The following is a 12,634-nucleotide window of genomic DNA, read 5'->3' on the forward strand; positions in this document are numbered from 1 at the left end:
ACCCGACGGGCCTGACGGCCCAGCGAGGCGGCATTCCTCCCGGAGCCGTCTCCCGCCCCCTATCCAACTGGAAAGCCATTGCTGTGAGTAAAGACGTATCCGCTGCCGCCGCCAAGCCCGAGAAGCTGGTGGCGGTCAAGGGCATGAACGACATCCTGCCGCCCGACTCCGCCCGCTGGGAGTGGCTGGAGGACAAGGTGCGCCAATTGATGGCACGCTATGCCTACCGCAACATGCGCACGCCCATCGTCGAGCCCACGCCGCTGTTCGTGCGTGGTCTGGGCGAGGTGACCGACATCGTCGAGAAGGAGATGTACTCCTTCGAAGACCGCCTGAACGGAGAGCGCCTGACCCTGCGCCCCGAGGCCACGGCCGGCGTGGTGCGCGCCGTGGTCGAACACTCCATGCTGTACGAGGGCGGCAAGCGCCTGTATTACATGGGCCCGATGTTCCGCCACGAGCGTCCCCAGCGCGGCCGCTACCGCCAGTTCCACCAGATCGGTGCCGAGGCCCTGGGCTTTGGCGGCCCCGAGGTGGACGCCGAGCTGATCCTGCTGGCGAATGCGCTGTGGAAGGACATCGGCCTGACCAACGTGCGTCTGGAGCTCAACAGCCTGGGCCAGCCCGAGGAGCGCAAGGCGCACCGCGCGGCGCTGATCGCCTACTTCGAGCAGAACGCTGACCAGCTCGACGAAGAGGCGCGCCGCCGCCTGCACGCCAACCCGCTGCGCATCCTGGACACCAAGAACCCGGCGATGCAGGCGCTGGTGAATGCGGCGCCCCGTCTTATCGACTTTCTGGGCGCCGAGTCGCTGGCGCACTTCGATGCGGTCAAGGCCATTCTGGACGCCAACGGCGTGGCCTGGACGGTCAACCCGCGCCTGGTGCGCGGCATGGACTACTACAACCTCACGGTGTTCGAGTTCATCACCGAACAGCTGGGCTCGCAGGGCACCATCTGCGGCGGTGGCCGCTACGACTACCTGATCGAGCAGATCGGCGGCAAGCCGGCGCCTGCCGTGGGCTGGGCCCTGGGCGTGGAGCGCGTGCTCGAGCTGGTCAAGGAGCAGGGCGCCGAGGTGCCGGCCCTGGTGCCGGACGCCTATGCCGTGATCCCCGGTCGCGCCGCCTTGCCGACCGCCATCCGCGTGCTGGAGCAATTGCGGGCGGCGGGCGTGCAGGTGCAGATGCATGGTGCGGCCACGGCCAGCGAAGGCATGGGCAGCATGAAGTCCCAGTTCAAGAAGGCCGATGGCAGCGGCGCGCAGTATGCTTTGGTGTTTGGCGACGACGAGCTCGCCCGCGGCACCGTCACCGTGAAGTCCCTGCGCGATGGCGCAGGGGGTGCCCAGGTGGAGCAGCCGCTCGCCCATGTGGCCGATTGGGCCGCCACCCTACAATCCAACCGTTAATTCTTACCTACCTCCATGGCAAATCACTTAGACCTCGAAGAGCAGGAACAACTGGACCAGCTCAAGCATTTCTGGAACCAGTGGGGTACCCTCATCAGCTGCGTGCTGATCGTGGTGTGCGGTTCGCTAGCCGCATGGAACGGTTACCAGTACTGGCAGAGCCGCCAGGCCACCAAGGCCGCGGCGCTGTTCGACGCGGTCGAAGTGGCCAACCGCACCAAGGACCAGGCGCGTGTGGAACAGGCCTTTGGCGACCTCAAGTCCAGCTATGCCGGAACGCCGCAGGCGGCCCAGGCCGGTTTCCTGGTGGCCCGCGGCCTGGTCGAGGCGGCCAAGCCCGATGAGGCGCGCGAAGTGCTGGCCTGGGTGGCGGCGAATGCGGGCGACGACGGCTTCAAGGCCCTGGCCAGGCTGCGCCTGGCCGCCGTGCTGACCGAACAGAAGAAGTACGACGAAGCGCTGGCCCAGCTGTCGGGCTCGCTGCCCGCGGCGTTCGACGGCGTCGCCGCCGACCACCGGGGCGACATCCTGATGCTGCAGGACAAGCGCACCGAGGCCCTGGCCCAGTACACCAAGGCCTACAAGGCCATGAGCGAAGACGTGGAATACCGCCGCCTGGTGGAAGTCAAGCTCAACGCACTGGGCGCCAACCCCGCCGCCGAGACCGTGGCTGCCGCCAAGGCGGCGGAGGCCGCCAAATGAGCGCGCGCAATCCATTGCGCCCGGTTCGTGGCCTGGCCTTGCTGACCCTGGCGGCCGCGCTGGCCGGCTGCTCGATGATGCCCAGCGGCTCGTTCTGGGGCGGCTCGCCCAAGCCCGTGCCGGCCGACCTCGGCGCCAACGTGCCCGTGCTCGGCGTGCGCCAGGCATGGACCGGCAAGGTGGGCGCGGTGGCAGGCCTGTCGCTGGACGTGCGCGTGAGCGGCACCACCGTGACCCTGGCTTCGGCCGATGGCACGGTGGCCGCCATCGACGCCCGCACGGGCGGCGATGTCTGGCGCCTGGCCCTGGCCGAGCCGCTGTCTGCCGGTGTCGGCAGCGATGGCAAGCTGGCTGCCGTGGTGGCGCGCAGCAATGCGCTGATCACCATCGATGCCGGCCGTGAGCGCTGGCGCCAGCCCATGGCCTCGCAGGTCTTCACCGCTCCGCTGGTGGCCGGTGGCCGCGTGTTCGTGCTGGCTGCCGATCGCACCGTGACGGCCTTCGATGCCGCCACGGGCAAGCGCCTGTGGACCCAGCAGCGCCCCGGCGAGCCCCTGGTGCTGCGCCAGGATGGTGTGCTGCTGGCCGTGGGTGACACCCTGGTGGTGGGCCTGTCCGGCCGCCTGGTGGGCCTGAACCCCGACAACGGCAGTGTGCGCTGGGAGGCCCCGCTGGCCACCTCGCGCGGCACCAACGACGTGGAGCGCCTGGTCGAGCTGGTGGGGCGCAGCAGCCGCGTCGGCGAATCCGTGTGCGCCCGGGCCTTCCAGTCGGCCGTGGGCTGCGTGAACACGGTGCGCGGCAACGTCGCCTGGACCCAGCGTGCCGCGGGCGCCGAGGGCATCGACGGCGACAAGGACGCGATCTTCGGCACCGAGAGCAATGGCGCTCTGGTGGCCTGGAACCGCAATGACGGTACGCGCCTGTGGGGCTCTGACCGCCTCAAGCACCGCAAGCTGACCTCGCCGCTGCTGCTGGGCCGCTCGGTGGTGGTGGGCGACGACACGGGCCTGGTGCATCTTCTCTCGCGCACCGACGGGGCCCCCCTCAACCGCCTGACCACCGATGGCTCCGGCATTGCCGCGGCACCGGTGGCGGCGGCCGACACCCTGGTGGTGGTCACCCGCAACGGCGGAGTGTTCGGCTTCCGCCCGGAATAATGGATCGTATTCAATGAAGCCAGTTATCGCCCTCGTGGGGCGGCCGAATGTCGGTAAATCCACGCTGTTCAACCGCTTGACGAAGTCCCGCGACGCGATCGTGGCGGACTTCGCCGGGCTCACGCGTGACCGCCACTACGGCAATGGCAAGCAGGGCAAGCACGAGTACATCGTCATCGACACGGGGGGCTTCGAGCCCGATGCCTCCACCGGCATCTACCGCGAGATGGCCAAGCAGACGCAGCAGGCCGTGGCCGAGGCCGACGTGGTCGTCTTCGTCGTCGATGCGCGCGCCGGCGTCTCGGCACAGGACCATGACATCGCCAATTACCTGCGCCGGCTCTCCAAGCCCTGCGTGCTGGTGGCCAACAAGGCCGAAGGCATGGTCGAGGGCGTGCAACTGGCCGAGTTCTACGAGCTCGGCCTGGGCGAGGTATTCCCGGTGTCTGCCGCACACGGCCAGGGCATTCGCAGCCTGGTGGAGATTGCGCTCAAGCCGCTGAACCTGCCCGACCCCGACGAGGCCGATGCCTCGGACGACAAGAGCGTCATCAAGCTCGCCGTGGCGGGCCGCCCCAACGTGGGCAAGTCCACGCTGATCAACACCTGGCTGGGCGAGGAGCGCCTGGTCGCCTTCGACATGCCGGGCACCACGCGCGATGCGATCACCGTGCCCTTCGAGCGCAACGGCCAGCGCTTCGAGCTGGTGGATACGGCCGGCCTGCGCCGCAAGGGCAAGGTGTTCGAGGCCATCGAGAAGTTCTCGGTGGTGAAGACGCTGCAGGCCATCGAATCGGCCAACGTGGTGCTGCTGCTGCTCGATGCCACGCAGGGCGTGACCGATCAGGACGCGCACATCGCGGGCTACATCCTGGAGAGCGGCCGCGCCGTGGTGCTGGCCGTGAACAAGTGGGACGCCGTGGACGAGTACCAGCGCACGCTGCTGGAGCGTTCCATCGAGAGCCGCCTGTCCTTCCTGAAGTTCGCCTCCATGCACTTCATCTCGGCCAAGAAGCGCCAGGGCCTGGGCCCGCTGTGGACCTCCATCGTGCAGGCGCACAAGGCGGCCACCTGCAAGATGTCCACCCCGGTGCTCACCCGGCTGTTGCTGGAGGCGGTGCAGTTCCAGGCGCCCAAGCGCTCGGGCATGTTCCGCCCCAAGCTGCGCTACGCGCACCAGGGTGGCATGAACCCACCGGTGATCGTGATCCACGGCAACTCGCTGGAGCACGTGACCGACGCCTACAAGCGCTTCCTGGAAGGGCGCTTCCGCAAGGAATTCGATCTGGTGGGTACCCCGCTGCGCATCGAGGTCAAGACGTCCCACAACCCCTTTGTGGACAAGGACGAAGGCTGATTCCGAAGTCCCCCGACCGTATTCGCGGCGGGGGATGGGTAATGCAAGTGCTGCACTGCAGCATGGTTATTGCAGCGACATGATTCTGTGCATGGCACTCAAGAGTAACCATCTGTTTCTGTGGCTGCATAATCTCCAGAGGCATTTCCCTGGCAAGCACCCCGGTCCGGCGTGAAGAAAGGCCGGGTTGGCGAAAGGCCATGCCAACCGGCGGCAAAACTCTGACTTTGCTGTGGTAAGGTGGTGGTTTACAACAACATTTTTGAACACGGAGAATATCGTGAGCAATAAAGGCCAACTTTTGCAAGATCCTTTCCTGAACGCACTGCGTAGGGAGCATGTGCCCGTTTCCATCTACCTGGTGAACGGTATCAAGCTGCAAGGGCAAATCGAATCGTTCGACCAGTATGTGGTGTTGCTGCGCAATACCGTCACGCAGATGGTCTACAAGCATGCCATCTCCACCATCGTGCCTGGCCGGGCGGTCAATTTCTCGACGGCCGAAACCCCTGATGCAGACGGCGCCGGCAACTGAGTTGCGGCATCCAGTTCAGCATTCAATCCTGGGTCTGATGGTCATGGGCGGAGGCCATCCGCTTTGAGCGCTCCCGCATCTTCTGACGCGGGTGGTGGTGCCTCGGTATTGCTGGTGGGGGTGGACTTCGGTCTTCCCCATTTCGATGGCGAGCTCGAAGAACTGGGCCTGCTCGCGCAGACGGCGGGGCTCAACCCCGTCGCGCGCCTGACCTGCAAGCGCAAGGCGCCCGATGCGGCCCTGTTCGTGGGCAGCGGCAAGGCCGACGAGATCCGCACCCTGGCCCAGATGCACGGTGCGGTGGAGGTGCTGTTCGACCAGTCGCTGAGCCCTGCACAGCAGCGCAACCTGGAGCGCCACCTGGAGTTGCCGGTCTCCGACCGCACCTTCCTCATCCTTGAAATCTTTGCCCAGCGCGCCCGCAGCCACGAGGGCAAGCTGCAGGTGGAGCTCGCCCGCCTGCAGTACCTGAGCACACGCCTGGTGCGCCGCTGGTCGCACCTGGAGCGCCAGACCGGCGGCATCGGTGCGCGTGGCGGTCCGGGTGAAAAGCAGATCGAACTCGACCGCCGCATGATCGGTGAGGCCATCAAGCGCACGCGCGAGCGCCTGTCCAAGGTCAAGCGCCAGCGTTCCACGCAGCGCCGCCAGCGCGACCGGCGCGATACCTTCACCATCTCGCTGGTGGGCTACACCAACGCCGGCAAGTCCACGCTGTTCAATGCGCTCGTGAAGGCGCGCGCGTATGCGGCCGACCAGTTGTTCGCCACGCTCGACACCACCACGCGCCAGCTGTACCTGGGCGATGCGGGGCGCTCAGTGTCGCTGTCCGACACCGTGGGCTTCATCCGCGACCTGCCGCACGGCCTGGTCGATGCCTTCCAGGCCACGCTGCAGGAGGCGGTCGATGCCGACTTGCTGCTGCACGTGGTCGATGCCTCCAACCCCCATTTCCCCGAGCAGATGGACCAGGTGCAGCGCGTGCTGCACGAGATCGGCGCCGCCGACATTCCGCAGTTGCTGGTGTTCAACAAGCTCGATGCACTCGATGCCGAGCAGCAGCCTGCGTTGCTGGAAGACCAGTACGAAGTGGAAGGGCAGATGGTGCCCCGCCTGTTCGTGAGTGCACGCTCCGGCCAGGGGCTGGACAACCTGCGCCGCGTGCTGTCCGCGCGGGTGCTGGAAGCCCGGGAGGACATGACCCCAGCTGATGCTGCCCCATTGCCAGCCCACGAGGGGTGATTGGGCACAATGCCGTTTTGATCGATGCCACCAGAGAACCAGAGACTTTGCGCATGAATTTCCAAAATCGCACCCTACGCTGGGCTTCGCTGCCAGAACGTATCCGGGGCATGTTCAATCTGAACGACCCCCGCTGGGGCCGTGGCGAAGACAAGCCGGACGACGGCGCCCGCCCGGACGACCGCCAGCCGGCGCAGCCCCCCGCAGGCAACCGCGGGCGCGAGAACAACAAGGGCCAGGGCAACGGCCAGCCGCCGGACCTGGACGAACTGTGGCGTGACCTCAACCGCAAGCTCGGCGGCCTGTTTGGCGGCAAGGGTGGCGGTGGTGGGCGCGGCACGGGGGGCTCCGGCAACGGAGGCTTCCAGCCGCCCGACATGAAGAGTGCGGGCGTGGGCGTGGGCCTGATCGCCGGCATCGTCTTCGTGATCTGGATGGGCACGGGCTTCTTCATCGTGCAGGAAGGCCAGCAGGCCGTGATCACCCAGTTCGGCAAATACAAGAGCACGGTGGGTGCGGGCTTCAACTGGCGCCTGCCTTACCCGATCGAGCGCCACGAGCTGGTGTTCGTGACGCAGATCCGCTCGGCCGACGTGGGCCGCGACAACATCATCAAGAGCACCGGCCTGCGCGAGTCGGCCATGCTCACCGAAGACGAGAACATCGTCGAGATCAAGTTCGCCGTGCAGTACCGCCTGAGCGATGCGCGTGCCTGGCTGTTCGAGAGCAAGAACCCCTCGGACGCCGTGGTGCAGGCCGCCGAGACGGCGGTGCGCGAAGTCGTGGGCAAGATGCGCATGGACACGGCCCTGGCCGAGGAGCGCGACCAGATCGCCCCGCGTGTGCGCGCGCTGATGCAGACCATCCTGGACCGCTACAAGGTCGGTGTCGAGGTCGTGGGCATCAACCTGCAGCAAGGTGGCGTGCGCCCGCCCGAGCAGGTGCAGGCTTCGTTCGACGATGTGCTCAAGGCCGGTCAGGAGCGCGAGCGCGCCAAGAATGATGCCCAGGCCTACGCCAACGATGTGATTCCGCGCGCCGTGGGCTCCGCCTCGCGCCTGAACGAAGAAGCGGCCGCCTACAAGGCCCGCATCGTGGCGCAGGCACAGGGTGATGCGCAACGCTTCTCGTCCGTGCTGGCCGAGTACCAGAAGGCGCCGCAGGTCACGCGCGACCGCATGTACCTGGAAAGCATGCAGCAGATCTATGGCAACGTGACCAAGGTGCTGGTGGATTCCCGCCAGGGCTCCAACCTGCTGTACCTGCCGCTGGACAAGATCATGCAGAGCGTGGCCACGGGCACGCCCGCGGCGCTGGAGTCGCCGCCGGCCAATGCCGCATCGACCGTGGTGCCAACCTTGCCACCGACGTCCACTTTTTCGAATGACCTCCGGGCGCGTGACAGCAGTCGCACACGCGAACGTGAATCCCGCTAGGAGCAGCTCGTGAACAGAGTCGGATTTATCGCATCCACCCTCCTGGTGGTGCTTGCACTCATGAGCTCCATGCTCTTCGTGGTGGACCAGCGCCAGTTCGGCGTGCTCTACGCGCTCGGGCAGATCAAGGAAGTGATCACCGAGCCGGGCCTGAACTTCAAGTTGCCGCCGCCGTTTCAGAACGTGACCTACATCGACAAGCGCCTGCTCACGCTGGACAGCCCCGATACGGAGCCCATGCTCACGGCCGAAAAGCAGCGCGTGGTGATCGACTGGTATGTGCGCTGGCGCATTTCGGAGCCCACCCAATACATCCGCAATGTGGGCCTGGACGAGAGCGCCGGGGCCATGCAGCTCAACCGGGTGGTGCGCAACGCCTTCCAGGAAGAGATCAACAAGCGCACCGTGAAGGAGCTGCTGTCGCTCAAGCGCGAAGCGCTGATGGCCGACGTGAAGCGCGAAGTGCTGGAAACCGTGCGCGGTGCCAAGCCCTGGGGCGTGGATGTGGTGGACGTGCGCATCACGCGCGTCGACTATGTCGAGGCCATCACCGAGTCGGTCTACCGCCGCATGGAGGCCGAGCGCAAGCGCGTGGCCAACGAGCTGCGTTCCACCGGTGCGGCGGAGGGCGAAAAGATCCGCGCCGATGCCGACCGCCAGCGCGAGATCGCCATCGCCAATGCCTACCGCGATGCCCAGAAGCTCAAGGGTGAAGGCGATGCCGAAGCTGCCCGCATCTACGCCGAGGCGTTTGGCCGCGATCCGCAGTTTGCGCAGTTCTACCGCAGCCTGGAGGCCTACAAGTCCAGCTTCAACAAGAAGAGCGACGTGATGGTGGTGGACCCCTCGTCGTCGGAGTTCTTCAAGGCCTTCCGCGGTGGCACAGCGCCCGCGGCGCAGCCTGCGGCACCGCGCAAGTAACACCCCGCGCCTGCGCTTGCCAGGCGCACAGCGGCAGCCCTGCACCGTGGGGTTGCCGCTTTTTTTTGGGGAGCCGCTCCCGTCCGGTGGGACGCGGCCGGCTCCCCGGGTTTTTCCGCCCCGGTCACCCTCGCGGCAGGCCCCCATTTGGGGTGCTTTGCCGGTGCCGGTAGAATCACGGTTTTAACAGCCTCCCCTTTTCTCCATGTCTGCTTGGGTCCTGCCGGATCACATTGCCGATGTCTTGCCGTCCGAAGCGCGGCACATCGAAGAATTGCGTCGCGGGCTGCTCGACACGGCGCGCTGCTATGGCTATGAGCTGGTCATGCCGCCGCTGTTGGAGCACCTTGAATCCCTGCTGACGGGCACTGGCGAGGCACTGGATCTCCAGACCTTCAAGCTGGTGGATCAGCTGTCGGGTCGCTCCATGGGCCTGCGTGCGGACACCACGCCCCAGGTGGCCCGCATCGATGCCCACCTGCTCAATCGCAAGGGCGTGACGCGGCTGTGCTACTGCGGCCCCGTGCTGCACACCCGCCCCGATCGCCCCCATGCCACGCGCGAGCCGCTGCAGTTCGGCGCCGAGATTTACGGCCATGCCGGGCTGGAGGCCGACCTCGAAGCCCTGCAGCTGGCGCGTGAGTGCCTGCGCGTGGCCGAGGTGCGCGACACCACCATCGACCTGGCCGACGTACGCATCGTGCGCAGCCTGCTGGCCGGTGTGGCGGTGGATGCACCGCTGCTCAGCCGTATCCATGCCGCCCTGGCGGCCAAGGACGCGAGCGAACTGGCGACGCTGACCCGTGACTTCCCTGCGGCATCGCGCCAGGGGCTGCTGGCGTTGCTGCAGCTGTATGGCGACGAGTCCGTGCTGGCTGAGGCCGACAAGGCCCTGAAGCACATCGCCGGCGTGTCCGAAGTGCTGTCACACCTGCGCTGGCTGGCGTCGCGCCTGGACGGTGCCGTGGTCACCTTCGACCTGGCCGATCTGCGTGGCTACGCCTACTACAGTGGCACCCGCTTTGCCATCTACGGCAAAGGCGCCAGCGATGCGCTGGTGCGCGGCGGGCGCTATGACGAGGTGGGTGCCGTGTTCGGCCGCAACCGGCCTGCGGCCGGCTTCAGCCTGGACATCAAGCAACTGGTGAGCGTGGTGTCCCCGCGCGCCCTGAAGGCTGCCATCCGCGCGCCCTGGGGCGAGGCGAGCGATGTGAATGCCGCCATTGCCGCGCTGCGCCGTCAAGGCGAGACGGTGGTATGTGTTCTGCCTGGGCATGGGAGCGAAGTCGATGAGTTCCACTGTGACCGAGAGCTGGTGCAGATTGCGGGCCAGTGGGTCGTGCAGGCTGTTTGATCGAGTTAATTGCAATTGAGAATTGGGTCTGAGATGAAAGCAACCAAAGGTCGCAACGTAGTGGTGGTCGGAACCCAATGGGGTGACGAAGGCAAGGGCAAGCTGGTCGACTGGCTCACCGAGAGCGCGCAGGGCGTGGTCCGGTTCCAGGGTGGTCACAATGCCGGCCACACCCTGGTCATCAACGGCGTGAAGACTGCGCTGCACCTGATCCCCAGCGGCATCATGCGCCCGGGCGTCAAGTGCTACATCGGCAACGGTGTGGTGCTGTCGGCCGCCAAGCTCTTCGAGGAAATCGAAGGCCTGGAGAAGGCGGGCGTCGAAGTGCGCTCGCGCCTGCGCATCAGCGAGGCCTGCCCGCTGATCCTGCCGTTCCACGCCGCCATCGACGTGGCGCGCGAGGCTGCACGCGAGCAGGGCGGCACCGAGAAGATCGGCACCACCGGCCGCGGTATCGGCCCCGCCTACGAAGACAAGATCGCCCGCCGCGCCCTGCGCGTGCAGGACCTCAAGTACCCCGAGCGTTTCGCCGCCAAGCTGCGCGAGCTGCTGGACCTGCACAACCATGTGCTCACCACCTACCTGGGCTCGTCCAAGTTTGTCTTCGGCGATGCCTTGAAGCCCTACATCCAGGACGGCAAGGTGCAGTTCGACGTGGTGTACGCCGAAGCCATGCGCCATGCCGAGCTGCTCAAGCCCATGATGGCCGACGTTTCGCGTGAACTGAACGAAGCCAACAAGGCCGGTGCCAACCTGCTGTTCGAAGGCGCGCAGGGCACGCTCCTCGACGTGGACCACGGCACCTACCCGTATGTGACTTCCAGCAACTGCGTGGCCGGCAACGCTGCTGCCGGCTCGGGCGTGGGCCCCGGCATGCTGCACTACATCCTGGGCATCACCAAGGCCTACTGCACCCGCGTTGGTGGCGGTCCGTTCCCGACAGAGCTCGACTGGGAAGTGCCTGGCACGCCCGGCTACCACATGAGCACCGTGGGTGCCGAGAAGGGTGTGACCACCGGACGCAGCCGCCGTTGTGGCTGGTTCGATGCCGCGCTGCTCAAGCGCAGCGCCCAGGTCAACGGCCTGTCGGGCCTGTGCATCACCAAGCTCGACGTGCTCGACGGCCTGACCGAGTTGCTGCTGTGCACCGGTTATGAACTCGACGGCGAAAAGATCGACCTGCTGCCCATGGGCGCGGAAGACATCGCACGCTGCACGCCGATCTACGAAACCCTGCCGGGTTGGACGGAAACCACCGTGGGCGTGACCGAGTACGCCAAGCTGCCCGAGGCAGCACGCCGCTACCTGGAGCGCATTGCCGAAGTCACCGGTGTGCCGGTCGACGTGATCTCCACCAGCCCGGACCGCGACCACACCATCATGATGCGCCACCCCTACGTGGCCGACTGACCTGCCATACCCCCGCCCTGGCCTCGCACCGGCAGGGCGGTGCCGCATGGCGCCATGTGCTGCGCGGCAAACGCATTTTTCGTATTCCCTCTATATAGCGATGAGGGGTTGCCCTGGCGCTGTTGCCGTGTGATCCTCTCATCTACAAGCCATCACCCCCAGGAGCCCCGCCCATGTTGACCGAAGACGGCAAACACCTGTATGTCAGTTATGACGAGTACCACAGCCTGATCGAAAAGCTGGCGCTCAAGGTGCACCAGTCGGACTGGGAGTTCGACACCATCCTGTGCCTGGCACGTGGTGGCCTGCGCCCCGGTGACATCCTGAGCCGTATCTTCGACAAGCCCCTGGCCATCATGTCCACCAGCTCCTACCGCGCCGAAGCTGGCACGGTGCAGGGCCACCTCGACATCGCCCGTTTCATCACTACCCCCAAGGGCGAAATCGCCGGCAAGGTGCTGCTGGTGGACGACCTGGCCGATTCGGGCCACACCCTGCATGCCGTGATCGACATGCTCAGGACCAACTACGCACCCATTACGGAACTGCGCAGCGCCGTCATCTGGACCAAGGGCATGTCGACGTTCACGCCCGACTACTCGGTGGAGTTCCTGCCCACCAACCCCTGGATCCACCAGCCCTTCGAAGGCTATGACAGCCTGAGCCCTGCCAAGCTGCTGGAGAAGTGGCGCGTGTGACGGGCCCTGGCGCCGGACACAGCAAAGAAGAGGAGGGCGCAAGCCCTCCTTTTTCTTGGTGGCTCCCGCGCTGGCTCCTTGGATAGCACCCATGGCCATGCAACTTTTTCGGGTTTTCCCTGCAGTCCCTGCAAAGTAGTGCTATAGTCGAGGGCTTCGCTGCACGGAGGTCCTTCTTTGGAAGTTCTGGGCAGACGGAGGCGGAGTTTGAAAAAACTTCGGTAGTTTTAGAAAAGTCGCTGATTTCTCGGTATACAATCTAAGGCTGCGCTGACAAGAGCTGACTGCTGAAAGGTGGTTGAACTTGAAGGTGTTGGGGGTGGTTGATGATGGTTGGCAGAGATGCTGAGCGAATCAAAAACTTCCAAAAAGTTTGACGGAACTTAAAAAACCGTGCTAGAATTCAA

The 12,634-nt window shown here is 65.8% G+C and carries 11 protein-coding genes; all 11 read left to right on the forward strand.

All coding sequences use genetic code 11. From position 1 onward, the window contains the following. The first annotated feature begins 143 nt into the window (after positions 1 to 143). Positions 144 to 1,412: a histidine--tRNA ligase gene (gene hisS, locus AC07PF_RS17390; RefSeq protein ID WP_035202043.1), complete on the forward strand. Its 1,269-nt coding sequence runs from the start codon at positions 144 to 146 to the stop codon at positions 1,410 to 1,412. A gap of 15 nt (positions 1,413 to 1,427) precedes the next feature. Next, the gene (locus tag AC07PF_RS17395; RefSeq protein ID WP_007848888.1) at positions 1,428 to 2,114 is read left to right on the forward strand and encodes a YfgM family protein; all 687 of its coding nucleotides are present in this window, start codon (positions 1,428 to 1,430) and stop codon (positions 2,112 to 2,114) included. Continuing rightward, on the forward strand, positions 2,111 to 3,274 hold the full coding sequence (gene bamB, locus AC07PF_RS17400) for an outer membrane protein assembly factor BamB (protein ID WP_494612693.1): 1,164 nt from the start codon (positions 2,111 to 2,113) through the stop codon (positions 3,272 to 3,274). The genes AC07PF_RS17395 and bamB overlap by 4 nt, the downstream gene beginning before the upstream one ends. A gap of 13 nt (positions 3,275 to 3,287) precedes the next feature. Continuing rightward, complete coding sequence (gene der, locus AC07PF_RS17405; protein ID WP_494612694.1) at positions 3,288 to 4,631, forward strand: ribosome biogenesis GTPase Der; 1,344 nt, start codon at positions 3,288 to 3,290, stop codon at positions 4,629 to 4,631. 280 nt (positions 4,632 to 4,911) lie between these two features. Beyond that, the gene (gene hfq, locus AC07PF_RS17410) at positions 4,912 to 5,166 is read left to right on the forward strand and encodes an RNA chaperone Hfq (protein WP_007848873.1); all 255 of its coding nucleotides are present in this window, start codon (positions 4,912 to 4,914) and stop codon (positions 5,164 to 5,166) included. A 63-nt stretch (positions 5,167 to 5,229) separates the two neighbouring features. Then, positions 5,230 to 6,408, forward strand: a complete 1,179-nt coding sequence (gene hflX, locus AC07PF_RS17415; RefSeq protein ID WP_007848872.1) for a GTPase HflX — start codon at positions 5,230 to 5,232, stop codon at positions 6,406 to 6,408. Between the two features lie 53 nt (positions 6,409 to 6,461). Next, positions 6,462 to 7,844 carry an FtsH protease activity modulator HflK gene (gene hflK, locus AC07PF_RS17420; protein WP_494612695.1) on the forward strand — a complete coding sequence of 461 codons (1,383 nt, stop codon included), beginning with the start codon at positions 6,462 to 6,464 and terminating at the stop codon, positions 7,842 to 7,844. Between the two features lie 9 nt (positions 7,845 to 7,853). Then, the gene (gene hflC, locus AC07PF_RS17425; RefSeq protein WP_007848868.1) at positions 7,854 to 8,765 is read left to right on the forward strand and encodes a protease modulator HflC; all 912 of its coding nucleotides are present in this window, start codon (positions 7,854 to 7,856) and stop codon (positions 8,763 to 8,765) included. 205 nt (positions 8,766 to 8,970) lie between these two features. Next, positions 8,971 to 10,119: an ATP phosphoribosyltransferase regulatory subunit gene (locus AC07PF_RS17430; RefSeq protein WP_007848867.1), complete on the forward strand. Its 1,149-nt coding sequence runs from the start codon at positions 8,971 to 8,973 to the stop codon at positions 10,117 to 10,119. 33 nt (positions 10,120 to 10,152) lie between these two features. After that, a complete protein-coding gene (locus AC07PF_RS17435; RefSeq protein WP_145699447.1) occupies positions 10,153 to 11,529 on the forward strand; it encodes an adenylosuccinate synthase in 1,377 nt (458 codons plus the stop codon). 173 nt (positions 11,530 to 11,702) lie between these two features. Next, positions 11,703 to 12,227 carry a phosphoribosyltransferase gene (locus AC07PF_RS17440; protein WP_007847579.1) on the forward strand — a complete coding sequence of 175 codons (525 nt, stop codon included), beginning with the start codon at positions 11,703 to 11,705 and terminating at the stop codon, positions 12,225 to 12,227. Positions 12,228 to 12,634 lie beyond the last annotated feature (407 nt).

The sequence above is a fragment of the Acidovorax sp. GW821-FHT10A04 genome, from assembly GCF_059415825.1.